The sequence below is a fragment of the Proteus sp. NMG38-2 genome (assembly GCF_020640995.1).
GTDB lineage: Bacteria > Pseudomonadota > Gammaproteobacteria > Enterobacterales > Enterobacteriaceae > Proteus.
Genome location: NZ_CP085481.1, coordinates 381957 through 406617, shown reverse-complemented (window position 1 = coordinate 406617; position 24661 = coordinate 381957). Strand labels below are relative to the sequence as shown.

At 37.4% G+C, this 24661-nt stretch carries 26 protein-coding genes; 2 read left to right on the top strand and 24 right to left on the bottom strand.

Going from position 1 to position 24661, the window contains the following annotated elements; all coding sequences use genetic code 11:
• Window positions 1–145: 145 nt before the first annotated feature.
• From LG402_RS02040 to LG402_RS01980, 13 genes are all read right to left on the bottom strand, one after another.
• Window positions 146–649: a GNAT family N-acetyltransferase gene (locus LG402_RS02040; RefSeq protein ID WP_109408589.1), complete on the bottom strand. Its 504-nt coding sequence runs from the start codon at window positions 647–649 to the stop codon at window positions 146–148.
• A gap of 127 nt (window positions 650–776) precedes the next feature.
• Complete coding sequence (locus LG402_RS02035) at window positions 777–2123, bottom strand: NCS2 family permease (protein ID WP_109408588.1); 1347 nt, start codon at window positions 2121–2123, stop codon at window positions 777–779.
• A gap of 321 nt (window positions 2124–2444) precedes the next feature.
• The gene (locus LG402_RS02030) at window positions 2445–2957 is read right to left on the bottom strand and encodes a DUF6392 family protein (protein WP_227336345.1); all 513 of its coding nucleotides are present in this window, start codon (window positions 2955–2957) and stop codon (window positions 2445–2447) included.
• 121 nt (window positions 2958–3078) lie between these two features.
• Window positions 3079–3588 carry a DUF6392 family protein gene (locus LG402_RS02025; protein ID WP_227336344.1) on the bottom strand — a complete coding sequence of 170 codons (510 nt, stop codon included), beginning with the start codon at window positions 3586–3588 and terminating at the stop codon, window positions 3079–3081.
• 161 nt (window positions 3589–3749) lie between these two features.
• Window positions 3750–4259 (bottom strand): DUF6392 family protein, encoded by a 510-nt coding sequence (locus tag LG402_RS02020; RefSeq protein WP_227336343.1) that lies wholly within the window; start codon window positions 4257–4259, stop codon window positions 3750–3752.
• Between the two features lie 161 nt (window positions 4260–4420).
• Entirely contained in the window at window positions 4421–4930 is a 510-nt protein-coding gene (locus LG402_RS02015) for a DUF6392 family protein (RefSeq protein ID WP_227336342.1), read from the bottom strand.
• Window positions 4931–5087: 157 nt separating this feature from the next.
• Complete coding sequence (locus LG402_RS02010; protein ID WP_227336341.1) at window positions 5088–5600, bottom strand: DUF6392 family protein; 513 nt, start codon at window positions 5598–5600, stop codon at window positions 5088–5090.
• Between the two features lie 157 nt (window positions 5601–5757).
• Window positions 5758–6267, bottom strand: coding sequence for a DUF6392 family protein (locus tag LG402_RS02005; protein WP_227336340.1), 510 nt, complete (start codon window positions 6265–6267; stop codon window positions 5758–5760).
• A 182-nt stretch (window positions 6268–6449) separates the two neighbouring features.
• Window positions 6450–6929: a DUF6392 family protein gene (locus LG402_RS02000; RefSeq protein ID WP_109408585.1), complete on the bottom strand. Its 480-nt coding sequence runs from the start codon at window positions 6927–6929 to the stop codon at window positions 6450–6452.
• Window positions 6930–7090: 161 nt separating this feature from the next.
• Entirely contained in the window at window positions 7091–7600 is a 510-nt protein-coding gene (locus LG402_RS01995) for a DUF6392 family protein (RefSeq protein WP_227336339.1), read from the bottom strand.
• Window positions 7597–8979 carry an S-type pyocin domain-containing protein gene (locus LG402_RS01990; RefSeq protein WP_227336338.1) on the bottom strand — a complete coding sequence of 461 codons (1383 nt, stop codon included), beginning with the start codon at window positions 8977–8979 and terminating at the stop codon, window positions 7597–7599. Before LG402_RS01990 ends, LG402_RS01995 begins: the two co-directional genes overlap by 4 nt.
• Window positions 8980–9420: 441 nt before the next feature.
• Window positions 9421–10614 (bottom strand): MFS transporter, encoded by a 1194-nt coding sequence (locus LG402_RS01985; protein ID WP_109408584.1) that lies wholly within the window; start codon window positions 10612–10614, stop codon window positions 9421–9423.
• Window positions 10615–10814: 200 nt separating this feature from the next.
• Window positions 10815–11561, bottom strand: coding sequence for a sulfite exporter TauE/SafE family protein (locus LG402_RS01980; protein ID WP_109408583.1), 747 nt, complete (start codon window positions 11559–11561; stop codon window positions 10815–10817).
• A 184-nt stretch (window positions 11562–11745) separates the two neighbouring features.
• Here LG402_RS01980 and LG402_RS01975 point away from each other — a divergent pair, with 184 nt between their 5' ends.
• Window positions 11746–12324, top strand: a complete 579-nt coding sequence (locus tag LG402_RS01975) for a helix-turn-helix domain-containing protein (RefSeq protein WP_069368071.1) — start codon at window positions 11746–11748, stop codon at window positions 12322–12324.
• Window positions 12325–12371: 47 nt separating this feature from the next.
• On the opposite strand, the gene ilvN is transcribed toward LG402_RS01975, so the two are convergent.
• From ilvN to murQ, 11 genes are all read right to left on the bottom strand, one after another.
• Window positions 12372–12656: an acetolactate synthase small subunit gene (gene ilvN, locus LG402_RS01970; RefSeq protein WP_006535577.1), complete on the bottom strand. Its 285-nt coding sequence runs from the start codon at window positions 12654–12656 to the stop codon at window positions 12372–12374.
• A 3-nt stretch (window positions 12657–12659) separates the two neighbouring features.
• Window positions 12660–14357, bottom strand: coding sequence for an acetolactate synthase large subunit (ilvB, locus tag LG402_RS01965; RefSeq protein ID WP_227336337.1), 1698 nt, complete (start codon window positions 14355–14357; stop codon window positions 12660–12662).
• Between the two features lie 108 nt (window positions 14358–14465).
• Entirely contained in the window at window positions 14466–14564 is a 99-nt protein-coding gene (gene ivbL / locus LG402_RS01960; RefSeq protein ID WP_071788573.1) for an ilvB operon leader peptide IvbL, read from the bottom strand.
• 242 nt (window positions 14565–14806) lie between these two features.
• Window positions 14807–16318, bottom strand: coding sequence for a YfcC family protein (locus LG402_RS01955; RefSeq protein ID WP_166540360.1), 1512 nt, complete (start codon window positions 16316–16318; stop codon window positions 14807–14809).
• A 101-nt stretch (window positions 16319–16419) separates the two neighbouring features.
• Window positions 16420–17367, bottom strand: a complete 948-nt coding sequence (arcC, locus tag LG402_RS01950; RefSeq protein ID WP_166540359.1) for a carbamate kinase — start codon at window positions 17365–17367, stop codon at window positions 16420–16422.
• A gap of 15 nt (window positions 17368–17382) precedes the next feature.
• Window positions 17383–18375 carry an ornithine carbamoyltransferase gene (argF, locus tag LG402_RS01945; RefSeq protein ID WP_227336336.1) on the bottom strand — a complete coding sequence of 331 codons (993 nt, stop codon included), beginning with the start codon at window positions 18373–18375 and terminating at the stop codon, window positions 17383–17385.
• A gap of 135 nt (window positions 18376–18510) precedes the next feature.
• A complete protein-coding gene (speFL, locus tag LG402_RS01940) occupies window positions 18511–18612 on the bottom strand; it encodes a leader peptide SpeFL (RefSeq protein WP_109372621.1) in 102 nt (33 codons plus the stop codon).
• Window positions 18613–18919: 307 nt separating this feature from the next.
• Window positions 18920–19708: a sulfite exporter TauE/SafE family protein gene (locus LG402_RS01935; protein ID WP_166540357.1), complete on the bottom strand. Its 789-nt coding sequence runs from the start codon at window positions 19706–19708 to the stop codon at window positions 18920–18922.
• Window positions 19708–20559 (bottom strand): MurR/RpiR family transcriptional regulator, encoded by an 852-nt coding sequence (locus tag LG402_RS01930; RefSeq protein WP_227336335.1) that lies wholly within the window; start codon window positions 20557–20559, stop codon window positions 19708–19710. Before LG402_RS01930 ends, LG402_RS01935 begins: the two co-directional genes overlap by 1 nt.
• A 24-nt stretch (window positions 20560–20583) precedes the next feature.
• Complete coding sequence (locus LG402_RS01925; protein WP_227336334.1) at window positions 20584–21948, bottom strand: PTS transporter subunit EIIC; 1365 nt, start codon at window positions 21946–21948, stop codon at window positions 20584–20586.
• A gap of 42 nt (window positions 21949–21990) precedes the next feature.
• On the bottom strand, window positions 21991–22902 hold the full coding sequence (murQ, locus tag LG402_RS01920) for an N-acetylmuramic acid 6-phosphate etherase (RefSeq protein ID WP_227336333.1): 912 nt from the start codon (window positions 22900–22902) through the stop codon (window positions 21991–21993).
• Window positions 22903–23171: 269 nt separating this feature from the next.
• On the opposite strand from murQ, the gene rhaB reads away from it, so the two are divergent.
• On the top strand, window positions 23172–24629 hold the full coding sequence (gene rhaB, locus LG402_RS01915; RefSeq protein ID WP_166540354.1) for a rhamnulokinase: 1458 nt from the start codon (window positions 23172–23174) through the stop codon (window positions 24627–24629).
• Window positions 24630–24661: the final 32 nt, after the last annotated feature.

Below are 24661 nucleotides of genomic sequence, written 5' to 3'. Positions count from 1 at the left end.
GAAAGCATACGTTTTTATTTCTCTTTTTCCGTCTAAACGATGTAATTACTCGTATACAAACGTAAAACATTAAGAAATTAAATAAAAATAACAAATAAAAGACAATATCGATTAATTTTTAGAGCAATGTCGCTTATTCACATGATTATTCAATCGTTCTTAACATCGACATCATGACGACATCACAATACTTTCCATCTCTAAACGCCGCTTTACGGCGTATACCTTCAACTTCAAAGCCTAATTTTTTATATAAATGTAAGCCTTTTTCATTATCTGAATACACTTCCAACTCTAAACGCGTTGCGGCTAACCAATTGAATGCATAATCAATTGCTGTATTGATAAGTAACTTACCGACACCTTTTCCAGAATACTCTGCACCAACACCAATACCGAAACTGACAATGTGGCGACGACGAGGATGATTATCAATTATCAGAGCTAAATGCCCCGCAACTTGACCATCAATAGTTGCTACAAAATTAGGAATATTTTGTTCTGCAAATTCGAGTAATCTTTTTTTCCACATCGTCACAGAAGGGTAAGGAAATTGGCAAGTACAAATATATAAATCAGGATGAGTATATAACTGTTGAATTGCGGTTGCGTCGTCTGGCTCGCCATGGCGTATTTTTATTTCTTGCATATATTCTACCAATTATTTAAAAACTAAGCTTAATTTCGACAATAGCGAATTAAAGTAGATAAATAAATAGCAAAAAAGCGGAATATAGATATATTCCGCTTTTTGTCTTTAAAACCGATGATTCGAATTAAATCGCCCACTCGCCCGCATAAAATGCCACTAAAGCAATAGTAATTAATACTGTACCAATATTGAGTTTACGCCACTCGCCAGCAAATACTCGACCAATCACTAAACAGCCAAAACCTAACATAATGCCTGTGACGATATTGCATGTTAAAACAATAAATACAGCACACACCATGCCAGACATAGCATCAACAAAATCACTGAAATCTAATTTAGTGACATTACCTAGCATCAATAAACCTACATACATTAACGCAGGTGCTGTTGCATAAGCTGGAACTAAATAAGAGAGAGGCGATAAGAAAAGGATCAGTAAAAATAAAATACCCACCACTGTTGCGGTTAATCCTGTTTTACCACCAGCGGCGGTTCCTGCGGCTGATTCAACATAAACTGCAGCTGGGGCTGCACCAATCACACCCGCAAAAATACTACTGACGGAGTCAGAAGTTAGTGCTTTTCCGCCATTAATAATTTGTCCGCGTTTATCTAATAAATTGGCTTGCCCTGCCACCGCACGGATAGTTCCAGTTGCATCAAAAATCGCAGTCATTACTAATGCAAGTACACTTGGTAAAACTAAAGGTTGTAATGCTCCTTTAATATCCATTGCGAATAATAAAGAAAGCCCTTCTTCACCTAATTGAGGCATTTTAAAAACACCTTGGTATTTTACATTAGGATCGAAAATCAGACCAATAATCGAAATGGCAACAATCACTAATAGCACGCCACCCGGTACTTTACGCTTTTCTAATCCGAAAATAGCGGCTAATCCAGCAAGTGACATCAGAACAGAAAATGAAGTGAATTTCCCCATTGCAACAGGTAAACCATCAAATGGGTTTTTCACCACTAATCCAACACTGTTTGCTGCGATTAAAAGTAGAAATAGCCCTATCCCTATTCCTGCGCCATGAGCAATACCTGTCGGAATATTTTTTAATATCCAAGTGCGAATGCCAGTTAATGAGAATACGGTGAATAAACACCCCATTAAAAACACAGCACCTAAAGCAACAGGTACAGAGATGTTTTGTCCTAAGACCAAGCTGAAAGCGGTAAATGCTGTTAATGAAATAGCACAACCAATTGCCATAGGAAGATTTGCCCACAATCCCATTAGAAGAGAGCCCAATCCCGCGACTAAACAGGTTGCGATAAAAACCGCTGTATGTGGAAAACCGGCTTGCCCTAACATGCTAGGAACAACAATCACGGAATACACCATCGCCAAAAATGTCGTCAAACCGGCGATCATTTCTTTGCGAACAGTTGTACCGCGAGCTGTAAGTTTAAAATAGCTATCCAGTTTACCTGTGGTTGCTGATTGATTAGCAGACATTACATTCCTCTGACATAAAAACGGTTCACTCTCCAAAAAACGAAAACGATTACGTATCAATTAAAATAACCTCTTACCGATAAAAATCTTAAGAGGGAGTCAAAAGCAAACGTTTGGTTTTTCGTGTGGATTAAGTGAGAGAATTTGACGCAAACGATTATCTGGTGCTTTTAGGGTAAGAATCAAGCGAAAAAATACATTTTTAATAAAAATGTCATAAAAAGATAATTTAAAGTCAGAAAAAAAGAAAAAGAGGAAAAGAAGGGTGCCGTTACCACTTTTTAGTTCGCTAACTAACTCGCCCGTTTAACATAAAAGGGATTATTTGAAGGGGGTAGGTTTCCAGCGTTCCTCTAACTTTTCTAATAGCTCAAACGTTATTTCTTGAACAAAATTTTTCATAGTAGGATGAAAACTTGCTATTAAAGCGACTTTTTGATTTGAACTGGTCATTTCTTTTAATGTGAATACTTCTGTTTTTCCTAAAAAAAAACTTTTTAAAATATACCTCTCAGGCGTTCGCTTAATTGGATTACCTATATGTTGATAAAGCCATTGGTCGGTCATAACCTGTTCTAACCCAAACGGGATTTTATTGGGGAATACCCAACCGTTTTTCATATTATCAGGGATTAATGTCAGTGTAATTTGAGAGAGCGTTTTTAATGGGTTTTTAAATGATAAAAAAACATATTCTTTGCTCATCCGTAACTTTAAGGTGATATCACCCGAATTGCCTCGTGGTTTAGTTTTATAAGGGATTAATCCGTCGTCATAAAGCTCATCATAGGTATCCCCTAATCGCCGTACTAAGGCTTCAATATTCACACTCATTGATATAATCCTCTCGCTCTATTTAATCGGTGTATTTCTGCTAAAACGTTATCCAATTATGTTTGATAGGGTAATCATGCCTTAAAATCGTTTTGAAGGACGTGAATATGGATAAACGGGATCATTTATAGTGATCAGGTTTCCAACGTGCTTCTAAATCGTCTAATAATTCAAAGGTGATTTTTTTAGCAAAGCCTTTCATTTCGGGGTGATAGCTAACCAAAAGAGAGACTTTTTGGTTTAAGTGAGTCTGCTCTTTTAATATAAATACCTCTGCTTTACCATAGGGAGTCCCTAGGAGAACCTTTTCTGGTGCTCGTCTAATCGGGTTACCCATATGCTGATAAAGCCATTGGTCAGTCATGATCTGTTCTAACTCAAACGGGATTTTATTGGGAAATACCCAGCCATTTTTCATATTGTCAGGAATTAAAGTTAGCGTAATTTGTTTTAATTCTTTTGATGGATTTTTAAAGGATAAAAAAACATATTCTTTACGCATCCATAACTTTAAAGTGATATCACCCGAATTGCCTTGCGGTTTAGTTTTATAAGGGATTAATCCGTCGCTATAAAGTTCATCATAGGTATCCCCTAATCGCAGCACTAAGGCTTCAATATTCACACTCATTGGTATAATCCTCTCGCTCTATTTAATCGGTGTATTTCTGCTAAAACGTTATCCAATTATGTTTGATAGGGTAATCATGCCTTAAAATCGTTTTGAACGACGTGAGTATGGATAAACAGGCGGTTTTCGCCAACTAACTCGCCCGTTTAACATAAAAGGGATTATTTGTAGTGATCGGGCTTCCAACGTGCTTCTAAATCTTCTAATAATTCAAAGGTAATTTCTTGAACAAAATTTTTCATAGTAGGATGAAAACTTGCTATTAAAACGACTTTTTGATTTGAGTTTGTCTTCTCTTTTAAGGTGAATACTTCAGTCTTACCATAGGGGGTACCTAAGATTACTTTTTCCGCCCCTTGCCTAATTGGATTCCCCATATGCTGATAAAGCCATTGGTCTGTCATAACCTGTTCTAGCCCAAAGGGGGTTTTATTGGGAAATACCCAACCATTTTTCATATTATCGGGGATTAGTGTCAGTGACATTTGAGAGAGTTTTTTTAATGGGTTTTTAAAAGCTAAAAAAACATATTCTTTACTCATCCGTAACTTTAAAGAATTATCACCCGAATTACCTTGCGGTTTAGTTTTATAAGGGATTAACCCATCGTCATAAAGCTCGTTATAGGTATCCCCTAATCGCCGTACTAAGGCTTCAATATTCACACTCATTGATATAATCCTCTCGCTCTATTTAATCGGTGTATTTCTGCTAAAACGTTATCCAATTATGTTTGATAGGGTAATCATGCCTTAAAATCGTTTTGAACGACGTGAGTATGGATAAACAGGCGGTTTTCGCTAACCAACTCGCCCGTTTAACATAAAAGGGATTATTTGTAATGATCGGGCTTCCAACGAGCTTCTAAATCCTCTAATAATTCAAAGGTGATTTCTTCAGAAAAGCCTTTCATTTCTGGGCGATAGCTAACCAAAAGAGAAACTTTTTGATTTGAGTGAGTCCTCTCTTTTAATGTAAAGACCTCTGCCTTACCATAGGGAGTTCCTAAGATAATATCTTCGGGTGCTCGCTTAATTGGATTACCTATATGTTGATAAAGCCATTGGTCGGTCATAACCTGTTCTAACCCAAACGGGATTTTATTGGGGAATACCCAACCGTTTTTCATATTATCAGGGATTAATGTCAGTGTAATTTGAGAGAGCGTTTTTAATGGGTTTTTAAATGATAAAAAAACATATTCTTTGCTCATCCGTAACTTTAAGGTGATATCACCCGAATTGCCTCGTGGTTTAGTTTTATAAGGGATTAATCCGTCGTCATAAAGCTCGTTATAGGTATCCCCTAATCGCCGCACTAAGGCTTCAATATTTACACTCATTGATATAATCCTCTTGCTCTATTTAATCGGTGTATTTCTGCCAAGATTTCATCCAATCATATTTGATAGGGTGATCATGCCTTAAAATCGTTTTGAACGACGTGAATATGGATAAACGGACGACTTTAATTAACTCGCCCGTTTAACATAAAAGGGATTATTTGTAGTGATTGGGTTTCCAACGTGCTTCTAAATCCTCTAATAATTCAAAAGTTATATCTTTAACAAAATTTTTCATGGTGGGATGAAAACTTGCTATTAAAGCGACTTTTTGATTTGAACAGGTCATTCCTTTTAATGTAAATACTTCTGTTTTTCCTAAAAAAAAACTTTTTAAAACATACCTCTCAGGCGTTCGCTTAATTGGATTACCTATATGCTGATAAAGCCATTGGTCGGTCATAACCTGTTCTAACCCAAAGGGGATTTTATTGGGAAATACCCAGCCATTTTTCATATTATCGGGGATTAATGTCAGTGTAATTTCAGCGAGTTTTTTTGATGGGTTTTCAAAAGCTAAAAAAACATATTCTTTTCTCATCCATAATTTTAAAGTGATATCACCCGAATTACCTTGCGGTTTAGTTTTATAAGGGATTAACCCATCGTCATAAAGTTCATTATAGGTATCCCCTAATCGCCGCACTAAGGCTTCAATATTCACACTCATTTATATAATCCTCTTGCCCTATTTAATCGGTGTATTTCTGCCAAGATTTCATCCAATTATATTTGATAGGGTGATCATGCCTTAAAATCGTTTTGAACGACGTGAGTATGGATAAACGGACGACTTTAATTAACTCGCCCGTTTAACATAAAAGGGATTATTTGTAGTGATCGGGTTTCCAACGTGCTTCTAAATCCTCTAATAATTCAAAGGTGATTTTTTTAGCAAAGCCTTTCATTTCAGGGTGATAGTTAACCAAAAGAGAGACTTTTTGATTTGAGTGAGTCCTCTCTTTTAATATAAAGACTTCTGATTTACCAAGAAAATTATTCAGTACTGTTTTTTCAGGAGCTCGCCTAATTGGATTACCCATATGCTGATAAAGCCATTGGTCTGTCATAACCTGTTCTAGCCCAAAGGGGATTTTATTGGGAAATACCCAGCCATTTTTCATCTTATCGGGGATTAATGTCAGTGTAATTTGCTCTAATTTTTTTGATGGATTTTTAAAGGATAAAAAAACATATTCTTTGGACATTCTGAGAGTCACTTCATCATCACCCGAATTGCCTTGCGGTTTAGTTTTGTAAGGGATTAACCCATCGTCATAAAGTTCATTATAGGTATCCCCTAATCGCCGCATTAAGGCTTCAATATTCACACTCATTAGTATAATCCTCTTGCTCTATTTAATCGGTGTATTTCTGCCAAGATTTCATCCAATTATATTTGATAGGGTGATCGTGTCTTAAAATGGCGTACAGGGATTGCTACGGGGGTGAACGGGCGGTTTTCGCTAACTAACTCGCCCGTTTAACATAAAAGGGATTATTTGTAGTGATCGGTTTTCTACCTTTCTTCTAATAATTCAAATCCTATTTTTTTAACAAAATTTTTCAGGGTAGGATGAAAACTTGCTATTAAAGCAACTTTTTGATTTGAGTTTGTCTTCTCTTTTAATATAAACACTTCTGTCTTACCATAGAGAGTCCCTAAGATAATTCTTTCCAGTGTTCTCCTAATCGGATTGCCAATATGTTGATAAAGCCATTGGTCGGTCATAACCTGTTCTAACCCAAACGGGATTTTATTGGGAAATACCCAGCCATTTTTCATATCATCGGGGATTAATGTCAGTGACATTTGAGCGAGTTTTTTTGATGGATTTTCAAAAGCTAAAAAAACATACTCTTTACTCATCCGTAATATTAAAACATCATCACCCGAATTACCTTGCGGTTTAGTTTTATAAGGGATTAATCCGTCGCTATAAAGTTCATCATAGGTATCCCCTAATCGCAGCACTAAGGCTTCAATATTTACACTCATTAGTATAATCCTCTTGCTCTATTTAATCGGTGTATTTCTGCCAAGATTTCATCCAATTATATTTGATAGGGTGATCGTGTCTTAAAATGGCGTACAGGGATTGCTACGGGGGTGAACGGGCGGTTTTGTATATCTAACTCGCCCGTTTAACATAAAAGGGATTAGCTGTAATGATCGGGCTTCCAACGAGCTTCTAAATCCTCTAATAATTCAAATGTTGTTTCTTGAACAAAATTTTTCATAGTAGGGTGAAAGCTCGCTATTAAAACTATTTTTTGATTTGAGTGAGTCCTCTCTTTTAATATGAACACTTCTGCCTTGCCATAGGGAATCCCTAAGATAATATTTTCAGGGGCTTGCCTAATTGGGTTACCCATATGCTGATAAAGCCATTGGTCTGTCATAACCTGTTCTAGCCCAAAGGGGATTTTATTGGGAAATACCCAGCCATTTTTCATATCATCGGGGATTAATGTCAGTGACATTTGAGCGAGTTTTTTTGAGGGATTTTTAAAAGCTAAAAAAACATATTCTTTGCTCATCCGTAACTTTAAAGAATTATCACCTAAATTACCTTGCGGTTTAGTTTTATAAGGGATTAACCCATCGTCATAAAGTTCATTATAGGTATCCCCTAATCGCAGTACTAAGGCTTCAATATTCACACTCATTTGTATAATCCTTTTGCTCTATTTAATCGATGTAATTTAGCTAAAACTTCATCGAGTTCTTCATCAGACATATTATATTCCGCTTTTAAACATCCTCTGTTTGCTTCCCAATTTCGCTCAACTGCGGCTTTTAAATCCTGACTGTCATACTCTTTTCGACGTAATTTGATGTCATCGTCTAAGTCTATCCAGGTTCGGTTTTTTCCACCGTAAGTTTCACTGCATTTTTGGTGTATGGATTTGGGGATTGCGACGGATGCCACGTTATCTAATGCTATAGTTAATTGAGTTTCAGTTATTTTTGGATTTAACTTTGTTAAATAAATTTCCACTGCAGCTTGTGACGGAATATGGTCAACTTCATAAATTCCCCCTTTAGAGAGTTTTCTTAATTTTCCGTAATAGTCGACCTCTAAAAAATTCACGAGTCTTTTTTGAAAATAGACATAAATGGCGGGCACTTCCCCCCAAGGGTCGACAATAATAAAATCATTAAAATCGTCTTCTTCCAAGGGAAAGGTTTCGACCCAACCTTCTTGTCGTTCTTCAGGAAAACCAGGAGGCGCATTCAGCGATTGTTCAGGAATAGGGTTCGGTAAGCGCCAAATTTCTTGAGGTTCAGGTAACGGGAGTGGGGGCGTTGTATAGCCAAACTCACCCCCATCATGAATAAGCGTTTCTTGTCGCCCATTATCCAAACTAAACTTAACGGCATGAAAAGCATCACTAGTGTTTGAGGGGATATATTCTGCGGTATTCCTCACCATATCCCAATGAAATGTTCCTTCAATATCAGGATCTAAGAATGTGGCAGTGCCATCTTCATGACGCTCAGCAAATCGGACTCTGACATGATTGAGTCCACTAGCTTCATTGACAATATACCCAGCGACCTTGGTGGCATATCCTGTACTTTCATCATCAACAATCCTGAATCGAACGCCCGTGATGACGGTGCTTTTTTTATGAGCAAGCTGCCGTAAAGTGGCTTCTTCCGTATAATTTTGTCCTTTGACTGTCTGAGGTGATCGAGAAAAACCGCCGACTAAAAGGGGCGAATTTATCATTCTACTGATGAATAGTTGGTCTTCGTTTGGATCTCCAGCAGGCTCAGAGTGAAAAAGTAAGCCTAAAACCCCCCATCGAGAGGCAATCGCAATATCTTTAACGGCATTGAGGACACCTTGATAAGGCACGGGGGTAGGTTTAAAGATAGGCTTAGGTAATATGATGGATTTAGGCGACGCATAGGATAGTGAACGCGCTTCCATGAAAAGTTTAGCTGACGCTATGGAAACAGAAACAGGAGTTACCTGACCTCCTGCTGTCGTTTTTCCTTTATCTTCATCTCTTCGTCTATGAATAAAATATTCCGGCATTCATTACTTCCTAAAACAATAGTATTAAGTGAAATGAAAATATCTTAATTAATTGTTTTTATTGAATTCACTTCAAATAAGATAATAAATAGGTATATTTATCCATTATTAATCAGTTACTTAGATAAATAATACCGCTCGTTCCCTATGTGTGGCGATCAATGGTTTGCAGTATTCGTTATTTTTATCTGAAGATAATGTCGTCTTCTACTTCTAACGTTAGATGAATAAGTGTTGTTTTAGCAAACGACTTTCTGTTCAATATAGGCATTTCTAGATTATTCTTAATAAATTTTAAAATAAGTACAATTACGAAATATAATTATAATCATTTATAAAAAACAATAAGATAAAGTTAAATATTTAGAAATGAAGAAAAAAGAGATTTCCTCTATCGCACTCCTAACACCCTAAATGGAATACGATAGAAGAGGAATGATATTAAGATGAGCTACTACTACTATTGAGTGCTTCAACGCCTAGATTCCAACGTTCCATCGTTGATATTAAGAATAAGCCAGTCATGGCAACCAATAAAAATGGTAGTGAAGATGAAGAAATTTCTGACAACGCGCCAGCCAGCAAAGGCCCAGACAAATTACCAATTCCCCATAACATCGCCGCAGACGCATTTGCAACCATCAGATCATTACCTGAGAAATATTGCCCTATTTGTACTAATGCAATGGTGTATATCGCACCCGCTGTTGCCCCCAGCACCAGTAATAGAGGCCAAATCAAAAATGTATGAGACATCGTGATCGGTAATAATAAGCTTGCGAGTAAAGTCACCACACCACAAATTCGATATAACCGCGTTCTGTTCATATGATCAGCAAGCCAGCCAAATGGCATTTGCATAATGGCGTCACCGGCTAAAATAGCACTTATCATCATGGCTGCAATAGCTTCAGTATGTCCCATACTTAGGCCATAAATAGGAAACATAGAAAGTACGGTACCATCAAAAAAAGCAAAGAAAACAATACCGCCGCAGATTGCGGGTGCAACTTTAACAAAACGAATAATAGAAAAATTCGGCTCTTGCGTATCTTTTGGTAATTTATCTCCTGTTTTCTGATCCATCATTAAAAACAGGGCAATAGAGATAATATGAATAAAGACACTAATTAAAATAGGTGTTTTATCTGCGACGCCATAAAGCGCAATAATTGAAGGCCCTAATAACTGGCTGATAGTAAATACCGTAGTATATACCGCTAAAATTCGCCCACGTTTATTATCTGGTGAAAGCTCATTAATCCATGTCTCTCCTAAACAAATCATCACACCACTGGCAATACCAGTGATAAGTCGTAAAGAAAATAACAACTCTAGCGGTAAGCTTCCCATTAAGGGTAATAAACTGATTGCAGAAATAATGGTTGCTAAAAGCATCGCAAAGCGTTTACCAATCCATTGCACAATACGCCGAGCAAAAGGTGAAATAATTAACATCCCAATAGCTGGCGCGGCAGAAATAAGTCCGATGATAGATTCACTAATACCCGCTAAATTAAGACGTAGTGCAACCATGGGAATAGTTAATCCGATAACAATCCCGATAACGCCAATGCTTACCGTGATAGTTGTTATCGCAAAAATTTCAGATTGGCGATAATTTTGATGTGACATGTTATTTTGTTTCTGTGAATAACAGAAACCTCTGTAATAAAAGAAAGGGGGTTAAATAAAATATTGTTGTATTATAGGGGATAAGAAATAGATAAACATGCTTAAAAAACAACATTAATCAGAGAAAGATCTCCATTTGACTCACGAAGATCTTTGCCTTTCACAATATTCTCACTTCGCCGTCATTTATCTTACAACACTTAAGAAAAATAACGGTAAATAAGCACAGCACCAGATATCAATACAATAGTATAAATCACACTCATAAATCGTGCTTTCGACATACGTAATGTTAAATTTCGCCCTAACCAAACACCTGCAAACATGGCTGGTAAGAAAATAACAGCTAATTTAAGAATATCTAATTGCCAATAAATTCCTGCAAATAAAAAAATCACCACTCGAGTTAATGTGCTAAAACCGATCAACGTTGTTTGTGTAATGCGAAACTTATTTTTGTCTGCAATTCTGCCTGACAAGTAAATCGCATATAAAAATCCCCCACTACCAAACAACGCGCTAAATACACCGCCGATTAATCCAAAAGGATAAACTAAGCGTTGAGAAAATTGGCTTTCTTGTTTTTTCCAAAACAGTGCATAAATTGCATAACAAGCAGCAAATAGACCTAAAAGAAGAGAGAGTAAATCAGGACGTGTGGTTAATAAAATTGTTGCCCCAACAAGGCTACCAATAATAATAAGCGGGATAAGATAACGGATCTCTTTAAAATCAGCCTGCTTACCATCCCTTGCGACATTCACTATAGCTGCGCTTAAATCGATTAGTGCCAATAAAGGAACTATCATTGGCAATGGTAAATAAAGCGCCAAGACTGGCCCTGCAATTAATGCTGATCCAAATCCTGCCATACCAAAAATCACGTAAGCAAAAAATAAGGTGAATAGACAAATAAAAATATCAGCCCAACTGAGCAATTCCATCATAAAAAACCTTGAATAGTTATCATTTACGCAAAGATATTAGCGTAACTAGTAAAAATCGAACAGTGATCGTAAGACTATTCACAAAATACAGCAGAAACAGAACCTCATTTTTCCGAATACGGTTAATTAGTGTTATTATCTAATCGGAATGACACTTTTAAACTAACGATATTTTAAATTGGCAATGAACCCACAACCTCCTAAAAAAACAAATGAATACCTTGGTAATAAAGTTAAACAATTAAGACAATCTCGAAACTTGTCACTTAATGAGTTATCAAGAAAGTCAGGAATATCCAAGGCAGCATTGTCAAAATTAGAATCCGGTGATTCTAATCCTAGAATCGATACCTTAGAGGCTATCGCGATAGCCCTTGGCTTTCCTTTGGGAGATTTATTTAGTTTTACACGCGAAGAGTACCCTCGCTTAGAACGACATAAACCTATCGTGGGTGATTATGCCCAAGAGTTTAAATTCCGTATTGGTATCGGCAATATTACTGAGATTTGGCATATCGAGATGAAGCATGGCGCGATTATTAATAGCCCTGCTCACGCTGATGGTACTCAAGAACACATCATGGTCTATTCTGGTAAATTAATGATGCGTTTTGATAACGACGAAACGGTTTTATTAGAAACTGGTGATTTTTATGCTTTTCATGGTAATGCGCCCCACTCTTATATTTGTGTAGAAGGCCATTTGCGCGCCTCTGTAATTATGTCTAGCCCAAATCAACAGCATTACCATCATCGCCCTTAAGCACTATATTGGCTCGCTCTTAATGATAAAGAGAGAGCCAATCTACATTAATTTAAATAACTTTCCATTTGCTCAAAAACACGTAAGTCATCGCTGAATCTCACTTCTTTTACGTCTTCAAGCTTTTCTACCTGACTCACCATCTGCATTAGGCGATCATCTTTTTGCACTAATAGCCAAATCCGGCTTTTATCGCTATTTTTCATTGGTAAACACAAAATGCCATCGACGTTAAATGCGCGACGAGCAAATAGACCACAAATATGGGTCATAACACCGGGATGGTTGCGAACAATCAATTCCAGCGCGATAGGTTGTGATTGGTTTGACATAAATTAAGCTCCTATCATCTCAATATTTGCAGCCCCAGGTGGAACCATCGGGAATACTTTTTCGTGGATATCAATCATAACGTGAATTAAGCAAGGGCCTGGTTTTTCAATAGCAGCTTGCAATGCACTGGCGGGATCTGCTTCTTGATTTAAGTCACAGGTATCTAAACCAAAACCTTGTGCAATACGGATAAAATCTGTTTGGTAAGGGTAAGCCGCCGCATAAATGCGCTCTTCAAAAAACAGTGTTTGTTGCTGATGCACTAATCCTAATGCCTGATTATTAATCAAAATAATTTTGATATCTAATTGGTGTTCAGCCACAGTGGCAAGTTCTTGAATATTCATCATAATACTGCCATCCCCTGAGAAGCAGAGGATTTTCTTATCTGGCTCAGCTAATGCGGCACCAATTGCAGCAGGTAAACCGAAGCCCATCGTACCTAAACCACCAGACGTTAACCATTGTCGAGGTCGATTTAACGGATACGCTTGCGCTACCCACATTTGGTGTTGCCCTACGTCAGTCGTAATAATCGCATCATCATCTACGCAATTTGCGGCCGCCAATACAATACCGTAACCACTCAGAATATTTTCAGAGTTTTTCATTTCTAATGGATATTCTTGTTTCAGTGTCGTAACACGTTCTATCCATTCATTACGCTTGTTTGTATTAATCAATGGTAATAACAGTGATAATACGGATTTCGCATCGGCGTGGATCGCAATATCAGGGCGTTTGATCTTACTAATTTCAGCGCGATCGATATCAACATGAATAATTTTAGCATTAGGGCAAAACTTCTCGGCTTTACCAATGGCACGATCGTCAAATCTAGCCCCTAATACAATCAACAGATCCGCTTCTTCCAAAATAAAATTGGTACTACGAGTCGCATGCATACCCAACATTCCCAAATACAGTGGATGCGAAGGTGGCATTAATCCTAACCCCATTAAGGTCATGGTTGTTGGCAGATTATTTTTCTCTGCTAATTCAATTGCTTCTTTACATGCTTCAGAGCTAATGATCCCCCCACCTAAATATAAAACAGGGTTTTTAGCCTGATTAATCATTTGCGCCGCTTGTATCACTAAATCAGTATTAAACGCGGGAACAGGATCTTTTTGTGGAATAGGCGGTAACGCTTCTAATGTAATTTTGGCTTGTTGAATATCTTTTGGTACGTCAACCCAAACAGGCCCCGGTCTTCCTGACATTGCTAAACGAAACGCATCACAAATAATTTCAGGTAACTCAGCAATATCACGAACTAAATAGTTATGTTTAGTAATGGGAATAGACATGCCGTAAGTATCAACTTCTTGGAAAGCATCAGTTCCAATCATCGCTGAAGATACCTGACCTGTAATACAAACTAAAGGAATAGAATCAAGCTTAGCATCGGCAATTGCTGTTACTAAATTTGTCGCACCCGGCCCACTCGAAGCAATACAAACAGCAGGTTTACCATTTGCACGGGCAATCCCTTGTGCAATAAAACCAGCACCTTGTTCATGGCGAGTTAAGATATGTCGAATAGATTTACTTTGGCTCAATGCGTCATACAACGGAAGCGCAGCCCCACCAGGAATACCCGCAACGGTCGTAATGCCTTGTCGTTCCAGTAAATAAACGATTAATTGTGCGCCAGTAAACGTTCTACTTGTTGTGGCGTTTTCTTGTTGATCACCCATTTTTATCTGTCCTTTGTTTTAAGCCGGACTTGATGGGCAGGTAGAAATGAAAAACCCCGCCCGGTTAGTGCGCCGGCGGGGTTTCGAAACTGTGTTGATTCGGACCCGTTACGGCGCTTTGCCGACGACCACCACCACACGCACGACAACCACAGCCGCGATGTGCGCTGTTAGTCGTAGGCTTTGTAGTAGAGTAGTGATGATCATGGGTTACCTATCAATTAATTTAATGATGTGTTTACGTGTTATCTGTATTTAAAAAAACATAACTTCTACAAATTAACAACCTTTTTTTTCGGTTTATTTTTTATCACCACTAAAAACGAGAGCTAGATCACTTCTAATGAAAATCAAAAAATAATGACGATAACAGCACAAAAAACCAGATTAATTTCATATTACAGAATAACCAAAAATCCTTTTATCTGCGTAAACACACCCACTCAATTTTATAAAAACGCAACTTGAACCAAGAGTAATGTTGCCGAAAGTACAAACATAAATACCACCATCGGCATAATAAATTTAAGCCATTTGTTATAGGAGATATCTAACATTTGCAAGGTCGCTAACACCAGTCCGGTAGGAGCTAAGAACAACATAATATATTGCCCCCAGTTATATGCTGACACCACCATATAACGAGGAACACCGACTGCATCTGCTAATGGTGCCATAATTGGCATCGCTAAAACCGCAAGGCCAGAAGAGGAAGGAACAATAAAACCTAAACAAATAAAAACAACGAGCTGTGCTAATAAGAACAAGCTTGGTGGCATTCCTGCAACCATATGAGACATAAACTCAAGGATAGTATCGGCAATTTTACCTTGTTCCATCACAAGGTTAACACCTCGCGCTAAACCAATAATTAATGAAACGCCTACTAACTCAGATGCCCCATGAATAAATCCATCAATGGCCGTTTTTTCTTTTAATCCAGAGAGAAAAATAATGATGATGGCAATGGCTAAAAAGAGAGCAGCCATTTGTGGAAACCACCAGCCCATATCCATGACGCCCCAAACCATAATAGGAAAAGCGGCAACAAATAAGCAGAGGATCACTTTACGACGCCACGAAAATTCTAATATCTCATTAGGATCGTAATTACTTAAAAAACGTTGTTTAAAACTTTCGGCATTCTCATAATTATAAGAAAAAGCAGGATCTTTTTTAATTTTTTTACAATACCAGTATAAATAAACCAAAACGCCAATCGTACCAATCACTAAGCCAATAGTACGAAAGCCGATCCCTTCAATAAAACTTATTCCTGATGCATTTGAGGCAATGACCACAGAGAATGGATTAACTGTTGAAAATCCAGCCCCCATTGAAGAAGCTAGAAAAATAGCCCCGACACACACAATAGCGTCATAACCCAATATTAAGAATATAGGGACTAATATGGGATAAAAGGCAACGGCTTCTTCTTCAATCCCACAACTTGTCCCGCCTATGGATAATATAATCGTGACACCAAATACCACTAAAAACTCTTTACCTTTGGTTCGATTTGCCAGTGCTGTTAAGCCCGCATTGAATGCACCAGTTTTATTAACAACCCCAATAAGCCCCCCCAAAACAAGAATGAAAACAATAACATCAGCCCCCTCTATCGTCCCTTTCACCATACTTTCGGTAATATCCATTATCCCTTTGGGTTGCTGTGCTACGCGTTCATAGGTTCCAGGTATCGCTATCGGTTTTTTAATTGTTCCATCAGTAAATTTATTAATTTCAATAGAGACATTTAAATCATTTAATGTCGCTTGAGTTGCAGGTAATACTTCATGAGAACCATCTATTTTCGCAACCACTAATGATGGCTCTGTTGAGTTATAACTTAATCGTTGATATTCGCCAGCTGGAATAATCCACGTTAAGCCAACCACAATTACTGTAATTGCAAATAAAATAGTAAATGCGGTCGGAAACGCAAATTTTTTAAGTTTCATAAGCGCCCTCGACTTAAATAAGAGGTAACTCTGCCAGTAGAAATAATATCTAACTGGCAGTGTTTATTTTTAGAATTAAATTTGGAATAATAAAAACAATATTAATTAGAGATAATTGTTGTGCCTGTTTTTCCTTCTAAAGCAGATAATGCATTATCTAAAGAAGTAATAATTGCTTGAGCATCCTTGTGACTTTCTTTTAGAAAATTAAGACAAGCTTCAACTTTAGGTAACATACTTCCTTTAGCAAATTGTCCTTGAGAAATATATTCTTGTGCTTGAGAGAGTGTTAATTTATCTAAATTCATTTGCTCTGGTTTATTAAAATTAATTGCCACTTTATCAACAGCCGTTAATATTAATAAAATATCTGCTTTTAATTCGACAGCTAATTTAGCACTGGAGTTATCTTTATCAATAACAGCATCAATACCTTCTAATAACTCTCCTTTTCGAATAACGGGAATACCACCTCCGCCAACCGTGATCACCACAATATTGCGTTCAACTAACTGTTTAATAATCGGTGATTCTACAATTTCTAACGGTTTGGGTGATGGAATAACTCGACGATATCCACGCCCTGCATCTTCCATAAAGTGGAAACCATGCTCTTTTTGGATAGCCTCAGCTTGCTGTTGAGTATAAAACGCGCCAATGGGTTTTGTGGGTGATAAAAAAGCAGGATCGTTTTTATCAACAACTACTTGCGTCACAATGGTCGCACAGCCATGATCTTTATTCAGATTTCTCGTACATAACTCGTCATTAATCGCCTGTTGTAGATGATAGCCGATATAGCCTTGGCTCATGGCACCACATTCAGCAAATGGCATATAAGGCGTGCCAATATTCTGTTGCGATGCATAATCCATAGCTAAATTGATCATCCCAACTTGCGGACCATTTCCATGACCAATAATGACTTGGTAGCCTTTCTCAACCAAATCTACAATCGGCTTTGCGGTTTTTCGTACTATCTGTTTTTGCTCTAGTGGCGTACTGCCCAGTGCATTTCCCCCTAAAGCAATAAATACCTTTTTAGGCATTGTTAACTCCTTGCTTTAGTTCAAAGTCGCGAACATAACGGCTTTAATGGTATGCATACGGTTTTCAGCTTGATCGAAAACTTTTGATTGGCGAGACTCAAAAACATCGTCTGCCACTTCCATTTCACTCAAGCCAAATTTTTGATAAATATCTTCACCAATAGTTGTTAAGCGGTCATGGAATGAAGGTAAACAGTGTAAGAAAATAGCGTGAGGATTTGCCATTTTCATCATAGATCCATTAACTTGATAGGATTTTAATAAACGAATACGCTCATCCCATACACTATCTGGCTCACCCATTGAAACCCAAATATCGGTATAGAGAACATCCGCGTCTTTTGCTCCTTTTTCAATATCTTCGGTTAACGTGATAGAACCTTCGTTTTCTGCCGCGATTGCACGACATTCTTTCACTAGTTGCTCTTCTGGCATTAAAGATGCTGGCCCACACGCTGTAAAATGTAAGCCTAATTTCGCACAGACTACCATTAAAGAGTTAGCAACGTTATTGCGAGCATCACCAAAGAAAGTCAGTTTAAGCCCTTTTAAATGACCAAAATTTTCTTCAACTGTTAGCATATCTGCCAACATTTGAGTTGGATGGAATTTATCGGTAAGGCCATTCCATACAGGTACTCCTGATTTCGCTGCCAATTCTTCAACTAATGACTGATCAAATCCACGATATTCAATACCATCATAGAAACGCCCTAACACACGCGCAGTATCTTCAATAGACTCTTTTTTCCCCATTTGTGATGAGCCAGGATCAAGGTAAGTCACCCCCATTCCTAAATCATAACCCGCAACTTCAAAGGCACAACGTGTGCGTGTTGAGGTTTTTTCAAATAATAAAACGATATTTTTACCTTCTAAAGAGCGATGAGGCATACCCGCCATTTTTAATGATTTAAAATGTTTAGAAAGCTTTAATAAATATTGAATTTCAGCTGATGAAAAGTCGAGTAATTTTAAAAAACTTCTACCTTTAATATTAATAGACATAATAATCCTATCTCCTAATTATTCTGATAATAATAGAGTTAAAAATGATTTGTTATTTATAAAAAATAGAGGCTTCCCCAATAACACCCGTTATTAGGAAATATGCTTTATATTTTAATTGTATGAATAGAGGGCTTACCCGTTAAAAACGGAGAAATGAAAACATTGACGTTGTTTATACATCATAATGTGGGCAATACGTCTAATATGAGGTGTTTTCCTATTATTATTTTCCATAATACTAGTACCTTCATCTATAGGTATTAAATGAGGGTTACAGTGAAACATATAGGAATTAACATTAATGTGATTATCATCTCAATTATCTATTTATGACTAAAATCATATCTCATTAAAAACAAATAATAAATCAAACATTTCATTAACACACATATATTACATGGAGAATAAAATTTATATTAGAAGACTATCTCAATTAAATTAGCAAGATAATATAAAATAAACCAAGAAAAACCATTAGACTTTATTTTGTTATTATTTATTATATTTTATAATATGTTAATATTATTGATGTAATTTAACATTAAAATAATTTAGCTAGCATCATTACAGCACTACAAATAATTAAAATTAAAGTCGCATACTGAAACACTCTATCAGGCATTCTTATCAGCAACCATTTAGACAGCGGAATAGAGATCAACGAGCCTAAAAATAACAAAAGCGCTAAATGAATATCCGTATGCCCGTCTTGCATATAAGCCAGTGCAGAAGATCCCGATAACAATGTTGTGGTAAATATAGAAGTACCAATGGCCTGCTTAATAGAGAGATTTGCATAACGTAGCAATAACGGTAATACAACTACACCGCCCCCTACACCAGTTGCACCTAAAATAACCCCAGCCATAACCGCAGGAAGTAAAAGTGCTTTAATATTTAAAGGCGCTAGCTTTGTATTTTCAACCACAACGGGAGGTAATGAGAAAAACATTCTCTGTACAAAGAGAAAGAGAGAAAAAACAATCGCACCCACCACAAGCGCATTAATTCCCCACTCTACTTGTTGCTGATACTGCTCTAATGAACCTAAATAATTAACCAAAACACTAGCCAAAAAGGTACTTGGTAGCATTATTCCTAATACAATCATTGCTCTTTTAAAAGGAATATTACCAAGGCGAAAATGCATATAAGACGAGGTGACTTTCATCAACATAGATAATAAATTTGCAGTCGCCACAGCCATTAATGCATTCATACCAAAAAAATACGTCAATACAGGTAAAACAATAACACCGCCACCCACGCCCGTTGTGCTAATAATTAAACCAATAGCAGCACCTACCGCTAATGTGGTGATAAGTAACATTATTGATTTCCTTGCATGACAGCTTTTCGTCCTTTTAATAAGGCTTTTTCTGCTGACTCACTCGCCAGTGTCATATATTTAAAAAATAACACATCAAAAGCCACCATTTGTAAAACTTGTGGCGTGATGACACCTAATTGAGAGTGCTGTTCGTCATAGAAATAAGGCAACGTATAATCAGATAATCGCGTCGCTTCATCTTGCCCAAAACGAGTTAATGCCACCGTTAAACAGCCTTCATTCTTTGCCGATTTCAACATACGATTAATATCAGCAGTATTGCCTCGTGCGGTAACCGCGATAGCAAAGTCATCAACTGATAAATTGGCAGAATAAGCCAATTGAGCATGAAGATCCGAACTAAATAAGGCGTTTTTATTCACGCGAATAAGCTTATGAAAAATATCACTTGCTACGACCGCAGAGGCGCCAATACCAAACAGGACAATGCGTTTAGCTGAGACCATTTTTTCAGCCAGCAGATCAATACAATTAGGATCTAACAAAGCCAATGAGTCCTGAATAGCACTAGTAAATAGATGGCCTGTTTTTGAAATAATTAATTCTGTTGGATCTGTTTTCGCTAAATTACCATAAAGAATATCGCCACTGCTTTTTTGTTGCTTTTCTTCTGAAAGGTAATCAATTTTAAATTCAGGATAACCACGATATCCCATTTGACGAGAGAAACGGATAACAGAAGCACTGCTTACACCGGCTTTAAGTGCCAATTCAGCCGCATTCATACTGGCAATATTCTCACTATTTTCTAATAGATAATGAGCAATACGTTGTTCTGTACCTTTGCCCTGTATTAGCAAACTTTCAAGCTTTTTGGTCAGTGTCGACATTCTGTTATCCTTTTTATTTCTGACTTATTTCTCTGGATCAGTAAATCCCATTAGCATACTGGCAATAAAACCGACAATCCATGCACCTAATACTGCAATCAAGAACTTAATAATTTGACCATCACCGACTAACGGAATTAATGATAACCCAGCTGTACCAAATGGAATAATGATCCCAACTTGGAAATATGCCATTAATGCGCCACCAGCAGCACCACCAATACATCCCGCCACAAAAGGTTTTCCTAATGGAAGAGAAACACCAAATAATAAAGGCTCACCAACACCAAAAATACCCACAGGTAATGCACCCATTAATGTTTTCTTTAAACGTAGATTTTTAGTACGTAGATAAACCCAAAAACAAGAGCCTACTTGTCCCATTCCGCCCATCGCTAAAATAGGGAACAGGTAATTTAAACCAAAAGTATTTAAGATTTCGGTATGAATAGGAATTAACCCTTGATGTAATCCTGTTAAGAGTAAAAATAAGAAACTTCCTCCTAAGGCAGCCCCAGTAACTACCGCACCACCACCTTGATTTAATAGTGATAATGATACGCCTTGCGCTAATAACTGATTAAGATAATGGCCAATAGGTTGGAATATCATAATCGCCACCAATGAAGAGACTAAAATCGTCACAAACGGCGTTAAGATAAGATCAAGACTCTCTTTAACGATGCTACGAAACCATAATTCTAGTTTTGAAGAGAACACCACCACCATTAATACCGCAAAAATCCCGCCACTGTTTGGCTGTAATTTCTCGCCAAATAAAGTGATATCAGCAAGCCCCGGCATGGCTAATAACCCCGCCATTACCGCACCAATCGAAGTTGACGCTCCCAACTCTTTAGCTGTATTTATCCCAATCATAATAGAAAGATAGGCAAATACCGTACTACCAATTAATTTGAATAATTTAAATAGCTCGGGGAATTGCTCAACTAAGCCCGGTGCGACTAAACGGATAATATTAATTAGCCCCATAATCAAACCGCAGCCAATTAAAGCAGGAATTGTCGGAACAAAAATAGCCGCTAATGTATTTAACATGCGGCGTATCGAGAAGCCTTTTTTCACTGGTGTTGACGCAGGCTTATCTTCACTACTTGCTGAACTATTTTGCATACGTTTATTCATAATAGAATAAACTTTTGCGGCGGTTCCCATTCCGACAATCACTTGATGCTGTTCGCCATTAAATACAACACCTTTAACGCCTTCGACTTGTTTTAAAGCATCAGCATTAAATAGTGAACTATCTTTTAAAATCAATCGAATGCGAGTCATACAATGTGTTAGGGTTGCCACATTTTGAAACCCACCAGCGTGTTTTTCTATTTCTATTGCTAACGTGTCGAGGTGTTCTATTTTATTAGCCATATGTGTGCCTGCTAAAGTTCAGAGTATTTACTCATATTGTTATTAATTAAATAAGGCAAGTTGCTGTTGTAGCGAACGATAAGGATATTGCTGTGTAATTTGATCAACTTTCTCCACACTCAAGTGAAGTTCATACATTAAAATGGCTTTTCTAGGATGATAATTAACCATTTTTAACAGCGTTCTGGCTCTTTCATTAGAAATTCCGCACACTTCGCTGACAATACCTTCAGCACGACGTTGTAATTTCTCATTACTCGCGATCACATCCACCATCAGGTTTTTATGCACTTTTCCAAGCTTAGTCATTACGCTGGTGCTTAACATACCCAAAATCATTTTTTGAGCCGTGCCGCTTTTCATTCTTGTAGAGCCTGTTAATACCTCTGCGCCCACATCTGGCGCAATAGATAAGTCAGCAATTTCACTCATCATACTTTTGCCACGCGTGGTAATAGAGATAGTCAACGCCTTTAGTTTCTTACCATATTGCAACGCTGCAACCGTAAAGGGAGTTCGACCGCTTGCGGCAATACCAATAACAACATCTTTATCACTGACATGACGACGTTGAAGCTCTTCAATTGCCGCTTCTTGGCTATCTTCAATATTTTCAACCGCTTTTAACATTGCATCATGACCACCTGCAATAATTGCCTGCACTAATGTAGAAGGTACACCAAAAGTTGGCGGACATTCGGCACTGTCTAATACAGCTAATCGGCCACTCGTTCCTGCACCGACATAAAATATACGCCCACCTTTTTGTAAACGTTCAGTGATTTTTTCTACCGCATTGGCAATAGCGGGTAATTCTTTTTTGACTGCATTTGCAACCGTCATATCTGCACTATTGATTAATGTGACCAATTCCAATGCACTTAACTCTGAAAATTGGGTTGTTTCTTGGTTACTTTCATTTTTAAGACATTGGCTCAATGCATCTTCTTTCATCACAACAACCTTATGAAACTAAATTTCAATTAAAATTACATCCAATGAAATTATATTTCAATCCTATTTGTCATGATGGTGTGAAATGAATCACATTATAAAAAAGCCATAACGGATCTGTTTGAAATCTGATTAATGAAATTGTGAATAACATCACGTCGACTTTGGTTATTCTGCCAACTTTTCAGTTTATTGGCAGAATGTTTAACGCATCATTTTTGCCCGCTTCTTAAGATAGTTTCAATTTCTATATCACAGGAATTTAGACTATGAGTATCTGCTACACCGTTGCTATCGATCTTGGTGCTTCAAGTGGTCGCGTCATGTTAGCCAGTTTTGATAAAGTCCATCAGCAATTATCACTGACTGAAATTCACCGCTTTACTAATCGTTTTGCTATGAATGAAAGTCATACTTGTTGGGATCTGGATTTATTAGAGCATCATATCCGTACAGGCTTATCTTTAATAGAACAGCAAAATATTGTTATAAGCAGCATTGGTATTGATACTTGGGGCGTTGATTATGTGCTACTAAACGCACAAGGAGAGCGTATTGGTCTAAGTTATTCTTATCGTGATAAACGCACTGAAAATGTGATGCAACAAGTGCAAAGCGATCTCAGTGCTGAATGGATCTATCAACAAACTGGTATTCAATTCCTTCCTTTTAATACTCTCTATCAACTGAAAGCTATGCAACTTGAAACCCCGCCATGGCTAGAGAGTGTGGCTCATTTTGTGATGATCCCCGATTACCTGGCTTACCGTTTAACTGGCAAGCTTAATTGTGAATATACAAATGCCACCACATCACAATTAATCGATATAAACACAGGAGATTGGAATAAAGCACTGCTTGATTATCTGCAACTTCCTCATCATTGGTTTATGCCCATTAAACAACCCGGAAATACGATTGGTTATTGGAAAAATAGTAAAAACGAGGCAATTCCTGTTATTTCCGTTGCCAGTCATGATACGGCGAGTGCAGTAATTGCTACACCGTTAAAAAATCAACAGTGCGCTTATTTAAGTTCAGGAACATGGTCTCTAATGGGAATTGAACGCTTCACACCTTGTGTTTCAACCCAATCATTGCATGCAAATATCACTAATGAAGGAGGTGTTGAAGGTCGTTATCGTGTTCTTAAAAATATTATGGGGCTGTGGTTATTTCAGTCAATTTGTAAAGAACACAACATTACTGATATTGCTGCATTAATTAATGATGTCGAACACATCACACCTTTTACTTACTTAATTAATCCCAATGATGAATGCTTTCTCAATCCAGATTCAATGAGTAAAGCAATCCAAGACTATTGCCAACAACAGGGAAAATCTGTTCCTAACACACCAGCACAATTGTCACGCTGTATTTTTGACAGCTTAGCGCTACTTTATCGCTATGTTTTCCTTGAATTACAATCACTTAATTTTACACAACTAACACAATTACATATCGTTGGGGGCGGTAGTCAAAATGCGCTGCTTAACCAACTTTGCGCCAACACCTGTGGAATTCCCGTTATTACGGGCCCTATCGAAGCATCAACATTAGGTAATGTGGGCTTACAACTCATTGCGCTAAATGAGATTGAAGATATCAGCCATTTTCGCCACTTAATAAGCCAAAACACCACTCACACCACGTTTATGCCCCAAGCGCCACTAAACAAAAATACGTGGCAATCATTTTTACAACTCATTGAAATTAAACACTAAATATTTTTACACGCGATTGACGGATAAGGAAA